28 protein-coding genes are annotated in these 19,698 nt (G+C 55.7%); 9 read left to right on the top strand and 19 right to left on the bottom strand.

From position 1 onward, the window contains the following. From ACTG2J_RS19660 to ACTG2J_RS19590, 15 genes are all read right to left on the bottom strand, one after another. Window positions 1–2,451, bottom strand: a complete 2,451-nt coding sequence (locus ACTG2J_RS19660; protein WP_439997810.1) for a replication endonuclease — start codon at window positions 2,449–2,451, stop codon at window positions 1–3. Continuing rightward, window positions 2,451–3,059: a hypothetical protein gene (locus ACTG2J_RS19655; RefSeq protein ID WP_439997809.1), complete on the bottom strand. Its 609-nt coding sequence runs from the start codon at window positions 3,057–3,059 to the stop codon at window positions 2,451–2,453. Before ACTG2J_RS19655 ends, ACTG2J_RS19660 begins: the two co-directional genes overlap by 1 nt. Next, window positions 3,059–3,280 carry a hypothetical protein gene (locus ACTG2J_RS19650; protein WP_439997808.1) on the bottom strand — a complete coding sequence of 74 codons (222 nt, stop codon included), beginning with the start codon at window positions 3,278–3,280 and terminating at the stop codon, window positions 3,059–3,061. The genes ACTG2J_RS19655 and ACTG2J_RS19650 overlap by 1 nt, the downstream gene beginning before the upstream one ends. Further along, window positions 3,277–3,612, bottom strand: a complete 336-nt coding sequence (locus tag ACTG2J_RS19645) for a hypothetical protein (protein ID WP_167573866.1) — start codon at window positions 3,610–3,612, stop codon at window positions 3,277–3,279. Before ACTG2J_RS19645 ends, ACTG2J_RS19650 begins: the two co-directional genes overlap by 4 nt. Further along, window positions 3,609–4,145, bottom strand: a complete 537-nt coding sequence (locus tag ACTG2J_RS19640) for a DNA methyltransferase (RefSeq protein ID WP_439997807.1) — start codon at window positions 4,143–4,145, stop codon at window positions 3,609–3,611. The genes ACTG2J_RS19645 and ACTG2J_RS19640 overlap by 4 nt, the downstream gene beginning before the upstream one ends. Further along, a complete protein-coding gene (locus tag ACTG2J_RS19635) occupies window positions 4,142–4,318 on the bottom strand; it encodes a hypothetical protein (RefSeq protein ID WP_164536553.1) in 177 nt (58 codons plus the stop codon). Before ACTG2J_RS19635 ends, ACTG2J_RS19640 begins: the two co-directional genes overlap by 4 nt. Next, complete coding sequence (locus tag ACTG2J_RS19630; protein ID WP_439997806.1) at window positions 4,315–4,821, bottom strand: hypothetical protein; 507 nt, start codon at window positions 4,819–4,821, stop codon at window positions 4,315–4,317. The genes ACTG2J_RS19635 and ACTG2J_RS19630 overlap by 4 nt, the downstream gene beginning before the upstream one ends. A gap of 141 nt (window positions 4,822–4,962) precedes the next feature. Continuing rightward, window positions 4,963–5,124, bottom strand: a complete 162-nt coding sequence (locus ACTG2J_RS19625; RefSeq protein ID WP_139731330.1) for a DUF3927 family protein — start codon at window positions 5,122–5,124, stop codon at window positions 4,963–4,965. Further along, window positions 5,117–5,551 carry a tellurite resistance TerB family protein gene (locus tag ACTG2J_RS19620; protein WP_164536556.1) on the bottom strand — a complete coding sequence of 145 codons (435 nt, stop codon included), beginning with the start codon at window positions 5,549–5,551 and terminating at the stop codon, window positions 5,117–5,119. Before ACTG2J_RS19620 ends, ACTG2J_RS19625 begins: the two co-directional genes overlap by 8 nt. 36 nt (window positions 5,552–5,587) lie before the next feature. Then, entirely contained in the window at window positions 5,588–6,034 is a 447-nt protein-coding gene (locus ACTG2J_RS19615; RefSeq protein ID WP_439997805.1) for a hypothetical protein, read from the bottom strand. 15 nt (window positions 6,035–6,049) lie between these two features. Then, a complete protein-coding gene (locus tag ACTG2J_RS19610; protein WP_201931966.1) occupies window positions 6,050–6,277 on the bottom strand; it encodes a hypothetical protein in 228 nt (75 codons plus the stop codon). Next, complete coding sequence (locus tag ACTG2J_RS19605; RefSeq protein WP_201931965.1) at window positions 6,274–6,498, bottom strand: ogr/Delta-like zinc finger family protein; 225 nt, start codon at window positions 6,496–6,498, stop codon at window positions 6,274–6,276. The genes ACTG2J_RS19610 and ACTG2J_RS19605 overlap by 4 nt, the downstream gene beginning before the upstream one ends. 9 nt (window positions 6,499–6,507) lie before the next feature. Beyond that, window positions 6,508–7,026 carry a phage regulatory CII family protein gene (locus ACTG2J_RS19600; RefSeq protein ID WP_338710898.1) on the bottom strand — a complete coding sequence of 173 codons (519 nt, stop codon included), beginning with the start codon at window positions 7,024–7,026 and terminating at the stop codon, window positions 6,508–6,510. A 28-nt stretch (window positions 7,027–7,054) separates the two neighbouring features. Further along, complete coding sequence (locus ACTG2J_RS19595; protein WP_194495631.1) at window positions 7,055–7,342, bottom strand: hypothetical protein; 288 nt, start codon at window positions 7,340–7,342, stop codon at window positions 7,055–7,057. An 11-nt stretch (window positions 7,343–7,353) separates the two neighbouring features. After that, a complete protein-coding gene (locus ACTG2J_RS19590; protein WP_439997804.1) occupies window positions 7,354–7,626 on the bottom strand; it encodes a Cro/CI family transcriptional regulator in 273 nt (90 codons plus the stop codon). A gap of 99 nt (window positions 7,627–7,725) precedes the next feature. On the opposite strand from ACTG2J_RS19590, the gene ACTG2J_RS19585 reads away from it, so the two are divergent. Beyond that, window positions 7,726–8,403: a LexA family protein gene (locus ACTG2J_RS19585; RefSeq protein WP_439997803.1), complete on the top strand. Its 678-nt coding sequence runs from the start codon at window positions 7,726–7,728 to the stop codon at window positions 8,401–8,403. A 74-nt stretch (window positions 8,404–8,477) separates the two neighbouring features. Then, the gene (locus ACTG2J_RS19580; protein ID WP_439997802.1) at window positions 8,478–9,098 is read left to right on the top strand and encodes a BRCT domain-containing protein; all 621 of its coding nucleotides are present in this window, start codon (window positions 8,478–8,480) and stop codon (window positions 9,096–9,098) included. A gap of 5 nt (window positions 9,099–9,103) precedes the next feature. Here the strand turns inward: ACTG2J_RS19580 and ACTG2J_RS19575 are convergent, their stop codons facing one another. Then, complete coding sequence (locus ACTG2J_RS19575; protein ID WP_159144480.1) at window positions 9,104–9,322, bottom strand: hypothetical protein; 219 nt, start codon at window positions 9,320–9,322, stop codon at window positions 9,104–9,106. 24 nt (window positions 9,323–9,346) lie between these two features. On the opposite strand from ACTG2J_RS19575, the gene ACTG2J_RS19570 reads away from it, so the two are divergent. The 7 genes from ACTG2J_RS19570 (at window position 9,347) to ACTG2J_RS19540 (ending at window position 14,871) form a co-directional block, all read left to right on the top strand. After that, on the top strand, window positions 9,347–9,787 hold the full coding sequence (locus ACTG2J_RS19570) for a hypothetical protein (RefSeq protein ID WP_159144479.1): 441 nt from the start codon (window positions 9,347–9,349) through the stop codon (window positions 9,785–9,787). After that, complete coding sequence (locus ACTG2J_RS19565; RefSeq protein WP_439997801.1) at window positions 9,784–10,836, top strand: site-specific integrase; 1,053 nt, start codon at window positions 9,784–9,786, stop codon at window positions 10,834–10,836. Before ACTG2J_RS19570 ends, ACTG2J_RS19565 begins: the two co-directional genes overlap by 4 nt. 387 nt (window positions 10,837–11,223) lie before the next feature. After that, window positions 11,224–12,438 (top strand): tyrosine-type recombinase/integrase, encoded by a 1,215-nt coding sequence (locus tag ACTG2J_RS19560; RefSeq protein ID WP_439997800.1) that lies wholly within the window; start codon window positions 11,224–11,226, stop codon window positions 12,436–12,438. A 20-nt stretch (window positions 12,439–12,458) separates the two neighbouring features. Then, a complete protein-coding gene (locus ACTG2J_RS19555) occupies window positions 12,459–13,343 on the top strand; it encodes a hypothetical protein (protein WP_439989200.1) in 885 nt (294 codons plus the stop codon). Between the two features lie 251 nt (window positions 13,344–13,594). Continuing rightward, on the top strand, window positions 13,595–13,819 hold the full coding sequence (locus ACTG2J_RS19550; RefSeq protein WP_174531735.1) for a helix-turn-helix transcriptional regulator: 225 nt from the start codon (window positions 13,595–13,597) through the stop codon (window positions 13,817–13,819). Between the two features lie 121 nt (window positions 13,820–13,940). Continuing rightward, window positions 13,941–14,141 (top strand): helix-turn-helix transcriptional regulator, encoded by a 201-nt coding sequence (locus tag ACTG2J_RS19545; protein WP_082182200.1) that lies wholly within the window; start codon window positions 13,941–13,943, stop codon window positions 14,139–14,141. Window positions 14,142–14,343: 202 nt separating this feature from the next. Beyond that, on the top strand, window positions 14,344–14,871 hold the full coding sequence (locus ACTG2J_RS19540) for a hypothetical protein (RefSeq protein WP_439989201.1): 528 nt from the start codon (window positions 14,344–14,346) through the stop codon (window positions 14,869–14,871). 212 nt (window positions 14,872–15,083) lie between these two features. Here ACTG2J_RS19540 and ACTG2J_RS19535 read toward each other — a convergent pair whose 3' ends face one another. The 3 genes from ACTG2J_RS19535 to ACTG2J_RS19525 form a co-directional block, all read right to left on the bottom strand. Then, a complete protein-coding gene (locus tag ACTG2J_RS19535) occupies window positions 15,084–16,439 on the bottom strand; it encodes a competence protein CoiA family protein (protein ID WP_439997799.1) in 1,356 nt (451 codons plus the stop codon). A 469-nt stretch (window positions 16,440–16,908) separates the two neighbouring features. After that, complete coding sequence (locus ACTG2J_RS19530; RefSeq protein WP_439989605.1) at window positions 16,909–17,574, bottom strand: PepSY-associated TM helix domain-containing protein; 666 nt, start codon at window positions 17,572–17,574, stop codon at window positions 16,909–16,911. A 21-nt stretch (window positions 17,575–17,595) separates the two neighbouring features. After that, window positions 17,596–19,638, bottom strand: coding sequence for a TonB-dependent receptor (locus ACTG2J_RS19525; RefSeq protein WP_111899793.1), 2,043 nt, complete (start codon window positions 19,636–19,638; stop codon window positions 17,596–17,598). Between the last annotated feature and the right edge of the window lie 60 nt (window positions 19,639–19,698).

Raw genomic sequence — 19,698 nt, 5'->3', positions numbered from 1 at the left:
TTACTCAACGCCCAGGCGCGCCCGCGCCTTGGCAATCTCTGCGCCGTGGCGCTGGTTGTCGGCTTGCAAGCTCGCGACGCGGGCCTGCTCCTGTTCTGTTGGCTGATAGCGCCCGCGATCCTCTTCGTCATCCACCAAGCGGGTGAGGGTGGCGATCGCCTCATCGGCCTGTTGCAGCGGCAGGCTGGCCAGCCAGTCGGTCACGCTGCCGCCGTTGTGCATCAGCTCGCGGGCCTGCTGTTTCAGCTCGCTGCTGCTGGCGGCGCGGTTGCGGGCCAGCTCGGCCTCGACCTCTGCGGCCAGCTGGTCGGCCACCGCATCGCCTGCCCCTGGCCAGTTGCGAGTCACAATCAGCCGATCGCCGACCAGTCGCACATATTGGCCGTCGGCGTTGATGATGCAGCCCCGCAACAGCAGGTCTTCGTTACTTACATCCAGACCCATGCGAATCAGCTCTTTAGCCAGAGCGGATCCTTTAACCCCTGATTTAGATCCTTCCGTACAGTTATTGACAGAACTCCGAGGGGCGCGGCTGCCGCCGCTTGAGTGCAACTCGCTGCGCTCGCCAAATACAACCCCTGCACCGCTGCTCTGGTTGGCCTTGGTGCCCTTCTTCACAATCTCCCACCCCTCAAAGCGGGTTTGTGCCAGCTTGTTGAGTTGCTGCGACATAACCCCCATCAGGCGCAGGCGGTCTTCCCCGTAGCGGGTGGCCTCACTCTCCAGTCGCTTTGATAGCTGGATCAGGTGTTCAGCGCGCGGCAGCATGATGCCGCCCATAGCCTTGATGAAGTCGCCCCAGCGGCTGCCGTTGACGGCTGCCCTGGCTGTTTCAAGAATCTCGTCCCACTCGACCACCTGATCGCGCAGGCGGCGCAGCTCGCGCCAGACGGTGACAGATGGCCCGCCGACTTGCTGGAACTGGCGGATGCGGTGACGGCTGGCCCATGCGGCCACGCCAGTGGTGGAGGTTTCGACGGCTTCCTCGGCTTCTTCGTCCCAGCCGACCCGGTGACCGTCGATGTTCTTGGCCACATATTTGGCGATGTAGCCAGTGGCCGAGCCCTTGCTCTCGTCGATGATCTCCCAAGCCACCCGCGGCTTGATGGCCTTGATGGTTGCTCTGTCATTGATGTTGATCAGCGCCAGCGCCTTGGCCGCCTTGTTGCGGATGCGGTTATGGTTCAGAAAGTCGAGGGTTTCGGTGTTCGGCATACCCAGCTCATGGCGATCGCGCTGGGTAAAGTAGAAGGTGAGCAGCGTCAGAAAATCCTGCTGTTGCTCTGGCTCAACAAAAAACAGCGCGTGCCAGTGCGGGGTCGCGTCGTGGTGCGGCTCGGCGATGCGGAACCCGTAAGTGCGCAGGCCCCGGCGAGCAATCGCCGCGCGGAACTGGGCCCACTGGGAGCAGAGCATTTTCTGGGTCTGGGTCGGTGTGCTGCCGTTGTATTTGTCGTTCTGGAAGGTTTTGCCGGTCTTCTGGTTCTGCTTCCATGCGTGGTATTGGCTCGGTGCCGTCAGGGTCACAAAGAGGCCGACGTGCCCCTGTTCCTTGGCCAACTCCTCAAAGCCGCGCATCCGCACCATCAGCTCGCAGCGGCGCACCATCGGGTTTGATACCGAGGCCATCATCGCTTCGAGCAGATCGCACTCCTGCCCCAGCTCCTCATTGACCACCTTGCGGCTCTCTGCCCAGTGGTACTGGGCAGTTTTGCGGGCCAGATGCTCACGGCGGGCGTGATGGCTGGCGTAGGGGCTAACCCCCTTGCGTACCTGCCCTGTGAATATTGCGATCAGCTCGCAATAGACATCCCACGCCCTGTTGATGCGGCGGCGCCACCACCCCTCATCGAGCAGGCGAACCATGATGCTGGCAGCGCGTTGCTCAAACAGGTCAACCGCTGGATCAGCAGCAAGGCCATTTGACGCCTCAAACGCACGAGACATTTCTTCCCGCTTCTCTTCTGCAACGCCAGCCAGCAGCGCCTGCTGCCGTTCTTCGACATCTTTTTTAAAGGCTTTCTTGTCGAACTCTTTTGGCAGAGGCGGGCAGAAGTGCCATGCCTTTGCCTGGCCAGCCAACGCCGTCAGCAGTTCGGCAGACGGCACATCACCGTTTGCCGTCATATCGACCAGAATGGCCCGGCAGCGGCCCGCCCATTCGGCGGCAATCATGTCCCGGCGCAGTTCGTTGCGCAGCTCATGCGGCGGCACTGGGAAGCGCGCGGCAGCCTGCTGGCAAGCCGCGCTCATATTGCGCAGCCATATAGCGGCACTACGCGGCTTTTTGGCATAGCGATCCAGATAGGTCTTCGCCAGCGGCTTGGCAACGTGCTGCTCAACGAGGCTCAGGCGGTGATCTGCCCACGCCATATGCTGCTGATGCTCTGCAGCAAGCAAATTTTTCGGCAGGGCGACCCCGCCCAGGTGACGAATCATCGGCGCGGTCATCACCAGCACCCCCCGCAGACACCGCGCTCATATTGGTGCGGGCGCAATCTGTCTTTGCAGAAGATGCAGTGCGGCACGTCGCGCATGGTGCGCAGTGCAGGCGAACTACACATGGCGCAGTAGTTGAGCTTGGTCAGACCGGTGGCCAAGCGCACAGGGCGAACAATGGTGAACTCCCCGCAGCAGTCGCACACGGCGCGGTTATTGGTGGTTTGCTGCGAGCCATTGAAGGCCGCAGGCCAGCATTTCTCTACGCAATACGGATAGGTGCGGATGCCCTGGCGTCCCATCACCGGCAGGCAAACTTCCATCTGGCCGCAATGGGTGCAGGGCTCCAGCGTGACCTGACCTGTGGTGTCGATGCGGAATGCTGGGCGCACGACGCCCAAATCTTTGGCTGGCTCGGCAGGTTTCTGGTTAGCCATTGGAAGGCGCACCTTGACGTCCTGCAGCCGGTTTACCCACTCGTCGGCCATCCATTCCAGTTCCTCAAGGCTCTGCTGGTCCAGATTTGCCAAGTCGTAGGCCTGTTGCGATGAGGCTTTGCTGTGTGCAGGGCGCACGACGCCCAAAGCCGGGGCATGCCCGGCTGTTTTTTGGTGAGTCATTAGATGGCGCCTCCGGTGTGGAGTGAGCGGACTTTGCTGGATGCCGCCTTAACCGAACTGCGCGCCAGACGGCACAGGGTCAGGTGGGTTTTTGCCGGAGTGCGCTGGCCGTGGGGGCCGTCTTTGCGCATGTCTAGCAAGTCACGTTGCAGGTCGCGCAGCTCGTTGCTGGCGTTCAGCATCCGGTTTACCCACACGTCGATCAGCTGTTGATGGCTCATTGGATGATCTCCTCCAGCGTGCGGACTGGGCTGCCAGCTCTAATCCGATATATTTCCTCAATGAGTTTCTCGTCTTGTTCGATTTGATTGATCGCAAAATCAATCCATTGCCGTTCATTACGGCAGGCAAACAGCAGGGCTGATATGGCAAAGCTATTGGTGGTCGGCTTTCGCGACTGGCGCAGGGAGACCAGTTGTTTTTGAAGCTGGTGAATAGCTCCTTGTCTTACCTGGATGATGGCCTTACTTGCATCCATGGACGCGATCAACGCCATTTCACTGGTGCTGCCTTCTTGTTCCAGCTTGCCCATATCGATCATTTGATGGCTCATGCTGCATCCTCCGCAATCAAATGGCTCAGGCCGTTCGGCAGGTTCACACGGCCGCCGTTATCCCAGACAAACCAGCTGTATTCGCAGGAGTCAGACCCGCCATTCACAAAGCGCGGGCGCGGTACCAGGATCGGGGTTTTGTTCGGAAATCCGACCTCTGCCCAGAACGGGACCCGCTTCTTGCTGCCCAGGAAGTTCACCCGCTGCAAATAAATCAGGGTTCCATCAGGCGCGAGTTCAGACAGGCTCTTTCTCAAAAACTCCTCGGTCAGCGAAAACGGCGGGTTGGTGATGATGACGTCGAACTGGCGACCAAAATCCCACGCCAAGTAGTCACGACCATGGCGGATCTCGGCCCACTCTTTCTGTTCGGCAGGTAGCGGCACAGGGTCAAAGATGTTCCCTTCTGCGCGGCACGGCTCCATAAAGTGATCGCCAGCGCGAAAGCTGATGCAGTTCAGCAGCGCAGCAACGGCGCTTGGCGGGGTAGGGTAGAGCTCGCGCTCGATGACATTGCCGGTTGTACTGCTCATGCTGCTACTCCTTCCAGAACCCGAGCGCGGCCAGACGGCAGCAGCTCGATGCGGGCGGCTTGACGCTGGCCACGCAGCCAGCTGTTTTTCACGTTGATGTAGCCGTGGCGCACCAGATAGGCGACGGCAGCGGCCGGTGATGGGGCGGTGTGCTTGGCGGTGATGGCGATCATTGGGCACCGCCTTGCTGTGCATACGCATCAGCCTCTGCCTGTTCTTCTTCCAATAAGTCCATTTTTACCAGCGACATCGTCCCGTATAGGCACAGGATCAGATTTGCGGCACCGGTCAATAAGTCGGCATTTGCGCGCGAGTTTGAGTGCTTACCCCATATTCCCTCGGCCCATGCCTCACTCAGCAATTGCGCTGCCAGTAAGCCGCTGTCACTGAACACATTCAGGCGATTATTTAGGTGCTCAACGGTAAAACCGTCCATTTCATCCAAATCGTCGAGCATCCCTTCTAAATGCGGGGTAACCTCGTAGAGCAAATTTGTCAGCCGTGATGATGCAAAACCATCATTGGCAAACATGAGTTCCTTCAACTGATCAACGATGCCACAGCCATACTCATACAACCCGGTACTAAACAAGCCATTGCGCAACGCCTCTCGTGTGCTGACTTCGATATGGTTGGTTTCTTTGTCGATCTCTTTTTTTCCTGTACTATTGTTCATGAGTTAACCCTCAGTTTTGTTTGTGAAACCCCGCGGTGTTGCAGCACCTTTGCGGGGTTTTTTATTGCCTGCTTTTGGCATCCCTTAACCGCCACGCGTAGCGGCTAAGGGATGGGGCCGATTCCCTTCGGCCCGTTGTCATCAGTCCTTTGCTTTCTTCTGTTTCAGCAGTGGCCATGCGATGGCGATTGCTACCCCTACCAACAGCCCATCCGCAGCCATCGAGAGAATGCGGGAGCTGAAATCGACTCCCACCGACAGCAGCAGGAAGGCGCCTACCAGCAGCCAGCGCGGGTTAGGCATAGTCGGCAATCCGCAGGCCCAGACGGTCGGCGACGGTGGTCAGCTCTTTCTGCTCCGCCTCTTCAATCTCGCCATCGGCCTCGGCGATGGTCAGCATGGTGACCAGCACGTCTTCCGCTTCTTGGCGGTTGCCCTTCACTTCTTCGATTTCCCGCAGGATCTCGACACGGGCCACGCGGTAACCGGCTTTCAGGCGCTCGGTGAAGCGGTTGACGGTGTCGGTCAGCTCATGGCCGAATCCTTCGAGCGCCTTGTTGGTGCGCAGCAGGGACTCGATGGTCTTGAGCTCGGCGTCTTCACACTCGCCATCTGCGAAGGCAACCAGCAGGCAACCGCCGACGGTGGCTTCCATCAGGTCGCGGTTTTCGAACTTCTTGATCTCGGCCTTTGCGGTAGCTGCTTTCTTGCCAAACAGTTTTTTAAACATGGTGATTCCTCAGTTTTGATTGCCCGAAGGCGTTGGTTATTGGCCGTTTCCGGCCACCTTTCTCAATGCCGCCAAGCGGCTTTCCAATGTGCCAGCCTGAGCGTTCAGCTCTGCCCGGCGCTTATTCTCAAGCTCTGCCTGTTCCAGCTCGCTGCGGGTCGGCCCATCAATGTGGCGGGCGGTGCGGTGCCACTCGCGGCGGTGCAGCACCGAGCCATCAAACTCCCGCAGGGTGGCGAGCAGGTCGCTCAGTGCGAGCCGGATTGCTTCTTGTTGGTCAAACTCGAACTGGCCCAGCTCCTGCGCTGCTGCCGACGGCGAGATCCCCGCGGCATAACAGATGACGGCGCGGGCCCGAGTCGGCAGGCGTGACCAGCGGCTGGCCGCCCCATTGCGGCCGAAGCGGGCGCGCATTTCAGCCAGTGCCGCCTCTGCGGCGCTTGGCTGTTGAACGAGCGGAATTACCTTTGCTGTTGCGTTCATGGGGTGGCCCTCCGGTTATGCCTGCAACAGCTGGGTCAGCCAGTGCTGGCGCGGTGTTTTGCCTGGGTGGCGCGGCGCAAAGCGCAGGGTGCCGCGACGGCCTTGATGGTCTTCCAGATAGCTGCCATCAAAGCGGGTGGTGTTGCGCATCACCGGTTCGTCGCTATCGGTGACGACCGTGGCGCGGTTGAACAGCAAGAACGGCAGTGGGATCAGCCCCGGCTGCTCGGCGCGTAGTCTCATTGGGCAGTCTCCTTTGCCTTGCGTTGAAACTGGGGCAGCACCACTGACGGGTTAGGCATGGCGCTGGGTGAAAGGGTCTCGGTGATCTCAAACAACACCTTGAAGGTGTGGCCGCACTCGACATTGCTGCACTGATAGCGGGCCGAGCCGCTCAGTGACCCCATATCCCGGCTGGTACGGATGTTGGCGCGGGCGTTGCAGTGGGGGCATTTCAGTCTCATGATGTTCTCCTATGCTCCCAGGCTGGCGCGCGCGATATCGGCGGCACAGGCGAGGGTGGGGACGGAATTGAATTTCTGTTCGATTTCGGTGGCGAGCAGCACCATGTGCTCGATGCCCGCCATTAATCCGGTCATCACGGCATTGCGATGGTGTTTGGTGACGCGGCCACTGTTCAGCACTTGGGTGGCCTGCGCAGTCACCCCTAGGATGTTGGCGCCAGCGTTGAGCGCCTGCTGGGCGCGGGCCTCTGGCGGGAGCGCCGCATCTGACGCAGGCAAGCGATAGGCGGTGAGGCCGCAATCAAGCAGCAGGCCATCAAACAAAATGTCGTCACCGGTGGCGTGGTAGAGGGCGATCAGATCGAGGGCGGTGATCTTGTGCTTTTCATTGGCCGGGTCGAACTTGTTGTGCAGCACCCCTTTCGACATACCAATCTCTCTAGCCAGCTGGCTGATGTTGTGGCGACCAGTGAAGGCATCGCAGGCCGCTGCGAAGTGGCTGTGTGACAAGCAGGTCTGGTTTGACACTCTGATATCCCTCCGAAGGTCGCTATGGTTAAAGCGCGCGTTTGAACTGGGGAGCCAACACGGAGCCAGCCATCTGTTTGGCGATGAACACATGCACCTTGACCATCACCAGCTCGTTGCCTCTGGTTTTTTCCATCACATCGAGGCGGCCGGCTTTGACCCATGAGCGAGCGGTATCAACAGACACGCCCACCCAATCGGCAAACTTGGCGATGGGCATCAGCGGTGGGGTATCAGGGGAGATCACGATATTGATCGCACTGATAGCCGCAGCAGGGGCAGATGAAGCAGCAGGGTTGATATGGCGAGGTGGCATGGTGGCGCCCCTTATTCTGCGGTGCGGGCCGCTGCCCGCTTGACGCTGGGGATCGAGTCCAGCGGAGTGCCCGGCGCGACGCGCAGCGATGGGCGCGACTGGCCGGACGGGGTGGCGGCGTCGGCTTTCAGCGCACCGCCGGTCAGCTCCTCGATCAGTTGGGCGCTGCTTTTTTGGTTAGGAACGTTTTCGCCCCACTTACTAACGGCAGCTTCAGTAATCCCGAGCTTCCTTGCCAGTTCTGCCGCGCTACCGAAGTACGCTATAGCGTCCGCTTTTTTCACGTCGTCACCTTGCCTTAAGTTGAATCAATAAAACCAACTTAACTTAAGGAAAGGCAAAACTCAACCTTAAGGCAAAATTTTTTTTGTTAACCTAAGTTAATGCTGATTCATGACCGCATTGCCTCTCGCAGAAGAGAGATAGGACTTTCCCAAGTTTCCTTGGCTAAAAAAACCGGGGTAAGCGGTACGTCTGTAAGCAAATGGGAATCAGGATTTAATCAGCCCAAAGGCCGCTATCTCAACGATTTAGCGGCTGCGCTTGGCGTGTCTGTCGATTGGCTGCTGACCGGCAAGGAGGACGGTGCGACTGGTGTCGCGGAGCCTGGCTACCGCAACGTGGAGCCTGCCGATATTCCACAAGGAACTCGGGTCCCGATTCTCAGTTATGTGCAGGCAGGCCAGTGGCGCGAAATGTGCGAACAGGCCACGGCGTTTGATGGCAGCCTGGAGTATGTCGCGGCGGGTGTCAGTGTCGGCAGTTGCGCGTTTGGTCTGTGGGTGCGTGGCAACTCCATGGAGCCGGACTTCAAAGAGGGTGACTTGTTGATCGTTGACCCTGACGAGGCTCCCAAGGCAGGTGACTTTGTCATCGCCAAGAACGGTAGCGAAGAGGCCACCTTCAAAAAATACCGCTCCCGTGGTGAATACGATGACGGCCGCCCCCGCTTCGAGCTGGTACCGCTCAATGATGATCACGAAACCCTGAGCACTGACCAAACCCACATCGCCATCATCGGCGTGGTGGTCGAGCACCGCCGCATCTTCAAGCGGGGATAACGCGAGCGATAAAAGCGGCCATACCACTGGCTCATTGTTCATGTAAAAGATTCTGATATAGCAGGAGGCTAACCGTGTTTGATCTCTATTCTGCCGAGTCAATTATCTATAAAGGCAATGAGCTGCCCGTGTTCAACCTGCTCTACCTGAGCAACAAAGGAGTTGTCTCTGCCAAGCGGATGGCGGCCTATCACTCCGATCCAGATCGCAAGCTGGTCTACGGCCTGCAAATGACGCTCGCAACTGATGATGGTGGCGTTAAGGCATCATATTGCGAGCCGACGTTTGTCTCGTTGCGTACCGACAGGGTGCTCGATGTTTTTGAGACCCAAGAGCAAGCTCTGGTTGCCTATGTGCAGGCAAACAGTCGCTACGCTGACCGCATCCATCAAATCAAGGCTGACCCCGGTTATCACGGTCGCAAGCTGCCCTCGAAAGACTACACCTTCAAGGTCTGTTTCACCGGGTTCACCAAGGCCGACAAAGCCGAGATAACCGAGCTGGCCGAGGCGGCTGGCATGAAGGTCGTTGCCAGCGTATCGGCGTCACTCGATTTCCTCTGCTGCGGTGACAACGCTGGCTGGTCGAAGATGAAAAAGGCCAATGAGCTTGGGGTGTCATTGGTGCGCCACGAGCAAATCCGGCTGCTAGTCGAGACCGGCGAACTGCCCGAGTCGTATGCCGAGACTCAATAACCGCATCAGCGCACGATGGTAGGGGCAACCTTTCTACGCACCTCTTCCAGTGCGCCAGCCAGTGCTTCGGCCAATGCTTCGGCCCCTTCTTTCTCGTTCAGGTTAGGAAGGTGAGTGCGCCAAAAGGCACGGGCACGCACGGCGTCCAAGGATCCGTTGAGCTGCGACACGATATGGCGGCGCATGATGTCAGTCAGTTCATAGCGGCGTTGATGTTCCGACAATGACTCTCCTGATGAAGGCTTCATATGATCTCCAATATTGAACGGTTCGATCGCACGGTGGTGCTGGTATTGGCCGAGCTTTATGCCCGCTTTCCAGTGCGCAAGGCCTTGGATGCCCGGCAGTTCATGCTAACCGATGACGGCCAGATAGCCGAAGCTCTTTCATCACGCGAAGAAGCTGAACTTGACTCTAGCGATCCCCATTTTGAGCGCAAACAGTTTGCGTTTGAGTGTATGCATTGGCTGGTTGAGACAGGATATCTCCATGGTGAACCAAAAGCAGACGACGGCATTGCCGATGCTGTGCTGACGGCCAAGGGGCTGGAGGTGCTTAACGCTACGCCAGACAGCCTGCAAGAAACCTTGGGCGAGCGGATCCAAGCCGTGGCCAAGAGCGGTCTGTGGGAGACCGGCAAGGTTCTGATTGGGCAGGTGGTAGGGCTCGGCGTTGGATTGGTGACATGACCGTCCGCAAACTCGACGACGGCAAGCCCAAGCTCTGGCTTGCCGAAGTCTATCCCCAAGGTCGTGACGGCCCCCGCAAACGCAAGCGCTTCGCCACCAAGGGCGAAGCCTTGGCATGGGAAAAACACATGCTGGCCCAGCCTTGGCAACAGCCAGAGGCGGGGAATGTGGATGAAAGGCGACTGAGTGATTTGGTGGCGCTCTGGTATGGCCGCCACGGCCAAACCCTGACCGACGGTGATCGACGCCGCGACAAGCTGAATTGGCTGGCTGAGGCGTTGGGCAACCCAGTGGCGACCGAGTTCACGGCCCAGCAGTTTGCGGCCTACCGCGAGCGGCGATTGGCTGGCGAGCTTTATGTGCCCGGTCAGCGCAAACAGGTATCCCCGACCACCATCAATCGTGAATTGCTCTACCTGCAGGCCGTGTTCAATGAACTTGGCCGCCTGGGTGAGTGGGCTCATGGCAACCCGCTGGAAGTGCTGCGCCAGTACAAGGTGCAAGAGTCCGAACTGGCGTTCCTGAATCAGGATGAAATCGAGCAGCTGCTGGCTGCCTGTGCGGGGCTGAAAGACCTGTGGCTGATTGTGATGCTGTGCCTGTCGACCGGTGCCCGGTGGTCTGAGATTGAAAAGCTGACCCGCTCACAGGTTGGCATCGGGCGGTTGACCTTCACCCGCACCAAGGGCAAGAAGAACCGCACCGTGCCGGTGGCCGGCTGGCTGTTGGCATTGCTGCCCAAGCGCACCGGCAGGTTGTTCGGCGACTGCTATGCCGAGTTCGAGAAGGCAATACGGCGGGCCGAGATTGAATTGCCTGCCGGACAGAGCACTCACGTACTGCGCCACACCTTCGCCAGCCACTTTATGATGGCGGGTGGCAACATTCTGGTGTTGCAACGGATCCTCGGCCACACCGATATCAAGATGACCATGCGCTATGCCCACTTCGCCCCGGACCACCTTGAAGATGCGGTCAAACTCAACCCGATCACCGCGCTGAAAAATGGCGGCAAAATGGCGGCAGCGCTCACCAGCGATACCCAATAAGCCACACCCATCCCCAAGCAAACCCGCAAAAACACGGCAAGTCATTGATTCAACATGATTTGCGATGGTTTCAAAATCCGCCGGTGAATAACCGTGTCGGTTCGAGTCCGACCCCGGGCACCATATTACAATTTCATGCCGTATCACGGCAGACCTGAAACCCGCATAGCTTAAGGCTCTGCGGGTTTTTTGTTATGTCTTGTCGTATCATTTGGTCTCATAGCATACCCCAAATACTGGGGGCCTTTCTGGGGGCTCAATGTTAAGCCACCAAAATTTAGGCCCCCAACTGTGGGCCAACTGTTAACCTGCAAGGCTGCTAGCTCGATGCTTCCGCCACAATCTGCAGTAACTTAGGCCCCCATCATTTGATATGGAGGCCCCCAGATGCCTTTAGATAACATAACAGTCAAGCAGGCTATATGGAGTGGCAAGCCGAGCGGCGACAAGCTAACGGATGAAAAGGGCATGTTCCTGCTGGTTAACAAGTCCGGCAAGTATTGGAAACTCAAGTATCGTCATGCGGGAAAAGAGAAGAAGCTCGCCCTAGGTGTCTATCCCGATGTGTCCCTGAAAGAAGCGCGAGCTAAGCGGGATGATGCCCGCCGCCTGATCGCCGAAGGGTATGACCCCAGTCTTGTCCGTAAGCAAGAGAAGATCGCCAATAGGCTTGCCAGTGAGAACAGCTTTGAGGCTCTGGCTCGGGAATGGCACCATAGCCAACTTGCCATTTGGAGCTCTGGCCACGCCACCCGAGTAATAGAGTCGTTGGAGGCGGATGCTTTTCCTGAGCTGGGATTAGTCCCTGTCACAGAACTGACGGCCCCTATGATGCTGGATACCTTGCGTAAGGTGGAAAAGAGGGGGGCAACGGAGACAGCAGGAAGGATATTACAGCGGTTTAGTGCCATCATGCGTTATGCCATCCAGACTGGGCGAGCCAAGTACAATCCGGCCCAAGATCTTAAAGGGGCCCTAAAAGCCACCAAGCAGGAGCACAGACCGGCCTTACCCCGAGTGGAGCTGCCTGAGTTTTACCGCCGCCTAGCAGTTGAACCACTGAACCCTGCGACCCGCCTTGCCTTCCATTTGCTGATGCTGACCATGACCCGCCCCGGTGAGGTGCGCTTTGCCCGCTGGGCAGAGTTTGACCTGGATCGGGCGGAGTGGCGGATCCCTGCTGAGCGGATGAAGATGCGAGCCCCCCATATCGTTCCTCTCTCTCGCCAAGCGCTAGCCGTGCTTGATGAGCTGCGCCAACTTACAGGACATTGTGAACTGCTATTCCCGAGCGAGCGCAGCCTGACCAAGCCTATTAGCGAGAACACCCTGAGCTATGCCATGGGGCGTATGGGCTATGCAGGCATTGCTACGCCGCACGGGTTCAGGGCGCTGGCCTCCACCACCTTGAACGAGGAAGGGTTTGATCCTGATGTGATAGAGCGTCAGCTCGCACATGCAGAACGCAATAAGGTGCGGGCGGCCTACCATCGTGCCGAGTACCTGGACGACCGCCGCAAGTTGCTGCAGTGGCTGGCAGATTTTTATGAATCCCAGCAGGGTGGCAACGTGCGCCCAGTGAATCTTACATCAGTGGACTAACAACATTGAAAGGTGGCTCGATGACAACAACTCAGAATAAGCGGAACATTCTGAAACAACTTGAATACTGTAGATTAGATAGGGCTGCAGAGTTGCTAGGTTGCGATGTTTCAGATCTCATCCACTTTGGGGCTACTGAGAGAGTAGCAATATATTTATATTTAAAAGACAACCCTACAGCTTTGGTTTATTTTCCAAAAATAACAGATTCTTTTCCTCAGCATCAAGACTTATGTGAGAAAGGAATATTTACATTTGACCTTAATACATCCATGCGCCCTTTTGGCTTTGGAACAATAGAAAGTGATGATGATGGGAATATTATTTGTTTTGAATCTGAATCTGAGTTCAAAGCCGAGCTTTATGGACTTTGGCAGTTACCACCTTATATAGTGACTGACATTGAAAATGACATGCTTCCGGATATGGAATACCTTCTTATACGAGTGTCGGCTGTAACCAGTGATGGTGATTTTGCATATGCTGACTTGAAAGAGTGGGGGTTCCGCCCCACAGTTCATGACTGTTATCTTAAGAATGTCGATCTAATTCGGATAGATGAATGCTTTACCAATAACGGTAACACTAAACCTTTGCTAAGGATTAGTAAGTCAGCTAGCGAGCAAGAGGCACAATCTAGACCTCCGAAAGAAATTAAACCTAATGGTGTTGCAGAACGCCATGCAGTAAATCGTGAGATTATATTAGCTGCTGCGATCTATGCAAAGAGAACTTGGCCTGACGAATGTGGTACCACAGCGAAAGAGTGGGCGGCCACAATATTAAATCATGAGCATGTATTGTTCAGTGAAACAAATAGTGGTAAAGCCATATTGGCAGACCAGCAGATAGAGCGGATATTAGGCGCTGCTATGAATTCTGGTCGCCCTCACAAGAGCAAATGATTATACGAATTTCATGTTGGCTCGATTATACGTTGTTTAATGTAAGGGGGGTGATGTTTACCTGATGTTAGGTAAGTTGAATGATGTTTACCTAATGTTAGGTCGATTTATTGACACTTACCTTACATCAGGTAGGCCGATTAATGCTTACCTGATGTAAGGTATGGCCAACCTATCATCGATACGACCTCAACTTGTGTTTGAATACCCTTAACACGTTAAAACAATAAGGGAGTATTCAAGATATGTCGATGAACGAAGCCCATGCAACTAACCAGCATATATTACCAATGGGAGGTTATATCAGAGCTAAAGCATTAGCTCCTCTGCTGGGGATCTCCGTTGTGACCCTGTGGCGCTGGTCTGCCTCTGGCAAGATCCCTAAGCCTGTGAAGCTAAGTGAGCGAGTGACCGCATGGTGGATGGAAGATGTGCGCAACTGGATGAATACTCGTAATAATGGACAAGCAACATAGGGGCAGAGACTTTGAGTGTTCAATCTGCCGGGCTGCATGGTCTCTTTTTAATGAGGTGCTGAAAGCAAGGCTATAAGTTGAAACTGTAAAGAAGCCATGGCATTAGAAAAGGAGAAATATCATGGCAATGAAGGTCTATCGAATCAACGATGTTGTAGAAGGATGTGTGTTATCCAAAATAACCATATATCGACTAATGAACAATGGGCTGTTCCCGAAGTCAATCAAGTTGACTGGAAGAAGCTCTGTTGGATGGCGAAGATCAGATGTCGACCATTTGGTATCAACAGTTGGTTCTGAAGCTGAGGCTAGATATGAATAGACTATCTATCCGCAGAGATCTTTGTAATCTCATGGAATCGCCTGATGATACAATAATTGAGACTGAGAAACGGATTACACTTCTTCTTAAAACTGGTAATGAAAAGCATCAACAAATAGCTTGGAAGTTATGGTCTTGCTTAGAAGAGGACGATCATGATTGTAACTCTCTAGCATGCAAGCAGTGCACTAGAACTAAGAGAATGAAAGTCATCGAGTCAGTATTACCTAAGGTTATTGGTAATAACTATCGGTTTGTCACTGTGATCCTTTATCATGATGTATTGGCGAAGAGTGAGTTACATGCGCTAAAACCGCAGAAGTTGAAAGAGCAACTCTATCGGGATCTCAAGAAAGTAGGAATCACAAGTCCAGTATATGGAGCATTGGAAGTCGACTTTAATGAAGGAGAACAAGTATGGCTACCACACTTTCATCTTCTTGTTGAAGCAGATGAGGACAAGATGAAGTCGCTGAAGGCAAAGCTTAAACGTCGGCATAATATTGATTTATGGAATGGTAAGACACCTAGGCCCGTGAAAGAAGACCCCATCCGAGATGCTATCAGGCAGGTAAGTTATGTGTACAAGTTCATGTGGCAATCAACTCCACCCATAAGCGGGGATAAGCGAAGGGGGACGCTTGAAGTCTATTGTGCAGCATTAACTTACCTTGATTCATTGCGTATTGAGACCTTGCTAGTTGAGCATGGTGTCAGAAGGGGAAAGTAAGGAATGGCTATCTGATGTGGTTTAAGCATGTATATTATGTGTATGCACTACTGTCTACTGAGTTAAGGTAATAACACTACAGTGAAGGGTGAGAGGTAAGGGGGGGGGGCGAAAGTAGTGCTTCCTCTTACCTCACTGGTTTGGTTAACTTGCAAAATATTAGATATAGAGGTTATCGTGTGTGAACCAATCATGATTACGTCAAGCACCCTTCAGTCACTAAAATGAAGTGTACTCTGATTTACGTCGAATTTTTCCAGTGCGGGCGGCGTCTCTGGGAATGTCACACGTGAACAGAACTCCCGACGGACTTTCTCTATCTTCTTGATCATTGAATCGTAATAGTTTTCCCAAGCCCGAATCACAGCAATATTTTGCTTCTTGTACATTTCACACTGAGCTCTACCTAGACGTGCCGCTTCACTGTTGACCCGTTTCATAAAGTCAGTTTCGTCTTGTTTTAATTTCTCTTCCTTAGCTCGGAGGTCAGCAGTCTTCAAGAGCAGTAAGGAGTGTGAGCCATTTAACTTCACGTCACGCATTTTAAGTTCATGCTCACGATTATCCAGATCAGCACTTAAACCTTTTAACCGCAACTGTACTTCCTTATCCAACTCTGCCATTCGCTTCTCTACGGCCCTCTCCGCTTTTTTCAAAGCCGCTTCCCGAATGGATAGCTGATCTAGCAGTTGAAGACGGGAGGCATTGAGCGCAAGCAGTTCCTTTTGCGATTGCGTTTCCTTCTCTACCTCAAACAGGCGATCTTCCGCCTCTTCGATACGTCGCTCTAGGCCAGCCATCAGCGTTCTTTTGTTAGCAATCACAGCATCCATCTGCGTGAGCTCTGGCTGATAACCAGCGACCTGAGCTTCGTAGCGCTTAACTTGTTGTACTAGCTCCTGTACTTGATCTTTCAGTTTCCTGCTTTGTTCAATCAAACTGCGGATAGTCCGACGTTCTTGCTGTTGGAAGGCCTCAGCGATTGGCCCTACTGGCGCAGCTGTAAGCAACTTCTTCGGGCAATGGGCAAGGTAGGCACGCACGGAGTCCTTTGAAAGCACCTCGACATCTAACGAAAACTTACTGAAATCAAGCTCAATACAGGTCGCATTGATGCGTCGCAGATACTTCACTTTCGCTTCGTCACAGAAGTGGGTGACCGCGATTTCAATCAGGATTTTTTCACCTTTCACATAGCCGATCACATCGGGGATCCGGCTGCCTTCCGGGAACTCCAACTTCACAGTATCGAACGCCAAAAGCTCCTGCCTTGGGCTGGTGAAGCCGATTGGCAAACTCAACTGCATATCCTCGGCCAAAACTTCCTTCGCCATAATGTGGAGATCCGTCTCAGGCATCCAATGGCATTCCCGGACATTGGCATACGGTACATCCGACAAGGGGGGGGGTTCGTGAGCAAAATGATGCCGATTGACTTCACCTTTCTTTGCAACAAGCGGTTCATTGCAGTCTATGCAAGTACACCCACACGCCTTACCGCTAGGTACATCCTCAATCGACACAATTCCTTTTGAAGCATCAAAAGCGCGGCTCATTTTGACTGGCATTGGCACTGACCTTCTTGTGAAAGATGTCTCAATTATCCCGTGAGTCTTATTGCAGGGCCAGATCCAACTGCAATGTATTCGGGTGTTGGATACGTGGTTTGTGTCATAACGTTTCATCCCAGTACAAGTGATTTGGGGGCCTTTATGGGGGCTCAAACACTATTACATAAACATTAAAGTGATTAAAATCATAATCTTATGCATCAAATTCGAGAGAGACCCCGGCACCATCAAATTCATGACGAAAGGCCATCAGCAATGATGGCCTTTTGTTTTTTTGCGTTTCTGCGCTTTTGGGGCGTTACTGTTGAGCTGGCAGTACTTCCCGTTACCTCTTGGTATCCCTTCTCTTTTCCTGCTCTCCATTATTTCCTTTTCTTGATGTGGCCGCTGACGGCATCACCGCCAGCGGCCTGCTTCTATGGCGTTTTTTTTCCAAACCTTGCTGCATCAGAACATGGTTGCCGTGCTATCCCAGCAGGGCAAACAGCAGGGTCCCGAGGGTACCTGCGAGCGTCAGCACGATGATGGCACTGGGTGTGCCGTGCAGCTTGGTCCACATAAACAGGCTGGTGAGGGCCAGCAGCAGCAGGGCCAGGGCGGCGATATCGCCAAACAGCTGCCAGCCGAGGCCGGTACCCATGCCGCGGTGCAGCCGGTTGAGGCTGGCGGCAAAGTTGGCCAGTTGCAGGTCGGTACGTACCAGCAGGGTACCCTCAACATAGCTGGCGGCCACGCTCTGGCTGAGGGTGACGCCGCGCATCTCCCACTTGGCGGGCAGGGTGAGCGGGCCGTTCGGGGTGGGCAGGGTCTGGGCCGGGGTGATCATGGTTCGTCCGTCGGCAAAGGTATCGGGATAGCGCTGTTGCAGCAGGCTTTTCAGCTGCTCCGGGCTGGCGAGTGGCGCCTTGAGCACTATCTCTTCACTCGATTTGTCAGTGTGGGGGCCGGGAATGGGCAACACGGCACGGTGTTGCAGCCAGAGGCCGGTGATGCCGTACATCAGCATCAGGGCGAGGGTAAAAAAACCGGCCCAGGCATGGAGGCGGCGTACCCATTTGTTGTTGTGAAGGGGAACTCTTCTGCGTTTCATCGTGGTTGCTTCATAAAAAACTGGCCAGCAAGGGCTGGCCAGTCGGGGTGGTTGTCACAGAGATCAGAAACGGTAGGTACCGGTCAGGCTCAGCTGACGGGGCGTACCCGGCATGATCTGGGTGGCACTGGTGGCGCTGACGAAGTACTCGTGGTCGGTCAGGTTTTCGGCGCTCAGCTCGGCTTCCCACTGCTGCCAGCGATAACCGGCGCGCGCATCGAAGCGGGCGTAACCGGGCAGTGTGGTGGTGTTGGCGTTGTCGGCGAAGCGATCGCCCACCGCCGTCACGCCGGTTTCACCGAACCAGCCCTGCTCGCCACTCTTGTAGCCGAGATAGAACTGGCCATTCTGACGGGAGACGTTCATCGGGCGTTTGCCCTGCAGATCCGCATCCGCCTTGACCTGCTCCGCATCCTGAATGGCGAAGCCGCCACGCAGGTAGATCTCGTCGGTCAGCTCGGCGCGGGCGCTTAGCTCGACCCCTTCGGTGCGCTGCAGGCCGGTGAGGATCACCTTGGTGGGATCCAGCGGATCCTTGGTGCGCTTGTTGTACATCTCCAGTCGATAGAGGGAGAGAGTGGTCGCCAGCTTGCCGTTCAGCCAGTCACTCTTCACCCCACCTTCGTAGAGGCGGGTGTGCTGGGGTTCCAGCCCGTTGTTCTTGTCACCCGGGGTGATGCCGATCAGCTCGCCGCCCACCGGAGTGAAGGTCTTGCTGTAGGAGGTGTAGAAGGCGTGATCCTCGAGGGGATTCCACACCAGACCAAGGCGCGGACTCAGGCTGTTGACCGAGACGCTCTCCTCCTTGTTGAGGTCGTAGCGGCGACTGGTGACGGTGAAGTCGTCACGGCGCAGCCCGCCCACCAGATGCCAGTCACCCAGGCTGAGCTGATCCTGCAGATAGAGGCCATTGCCGCGCACCTTGTGTTTGGCGTCGCTGGAGAGCTTCATGGCGCCATTGTAGGTAGGCAGTGAGCCGGGGTCGTAGAGGTTGCCAGACGGGATGGCGGTGGCGTTCTGGTAGAGCTTGGGTGTGCGCTCCTGCCAGTTCTGCTCGAAGCCGACCAGCAGGCGATGTTCCACCGGGCCGGTCTGGAACAGACCTTCGGCCTCGGTGTTGCTGATCAGGTTCTTCGCTTTCAGATCCTGCTGCCAGCGGGAGCGGGTCACCTGATCCCCTTTGACGCTGGTGACATAGGTGTTGTCAAACTGGCTGTCGAGGGTGGAGTACCCGAGCTGCTGGCGCAACTGCCACTGATCGTTGATATCCCAGGAGAGGCGGGAGCGGGTGGATTGCGCCACGTCATCGATGAAGTCGCGGCTGGTATCGCTGTAGACATACTCTCGCGGCACATCGGCCGGACGGCCATTGACCCCGGGAATGCCGCGATCCGGGGTGCGGTCATGTTCGTTGCGCTCGTACTGCACCAACCAGTTTAGGTTGTCGCTGATCTCCCAGTTGGCGGAAGGGGCCAGCAGGGTGCGCTTGCTCTTCACGCCGTTGCGGAAGCTATCTTTGTCCTCTTGCGCCATGTTGAGGCGCAGTTGCACCTGCTCACTCGCCTCGCCATTGAGGTCGGCAGCCAGCCGCTGACTGTCAAAACTGCCGACCCGGGCGGTGACGCTGGACTCCTGCCCTTTCTGTGGCTTCTTGCTGACCCGGTTGACGATGCCCCCCGTGCTGCCGCGGCCGTAGAGCACGGCGGCCGGGCCCTTGAGCACTTCTACCCGCTCGATGTTGCCGAGATCCCGGGTGTACTGCATGTCGTCGCGGAACCCGTCGAGATAGAAGTCGTTGCTGGCGCTGAAGCCGCGGATGTTGACCCCGTCGAAGCGGGTATCACCGCTGGCGTTGACCCCGGGAATGCCGCTCAGGGCTTCACTCAGCGTCGGTTGGCCGAAGGCGGTCAGCTCGCTGACCTTGACGCTGTCGATGGTCTGGGGCACCAGCTTGGCTGGCGTATTGGTACGGGTTGCGGTGGCAACTTCCTGATGCTGGGATCGTTTGCCAACCACTGTCATGGTTTCATCGGCGGCCTGGGCAGTGAAGCCGGTGCCCAGCAGTGCCAGCGAGACCAGCGTTCTGCGAAAGTGAGGGTGCTGCATATTCAATATTGACTCTTTGGATGTCGACCTGACGGCTCGAACATATTGATTTAATTATAA

The sequence above is a fragment of the Aeromonas sp. 6P genome (assembly GCF_051919525.1).
GTDB classification, from domain to species: Bacteria; Pseudomonadota; Gammaproteobacteria; order Enterobacterales; family Aeromonadaceae; genus Aeromonas; species Aeromonas veronii.
The sequence above is the reverse complement of the archived record's forward strand: the minus strand, read 5'-3'. Positions and strand labels throughout refer to the sequence as shown.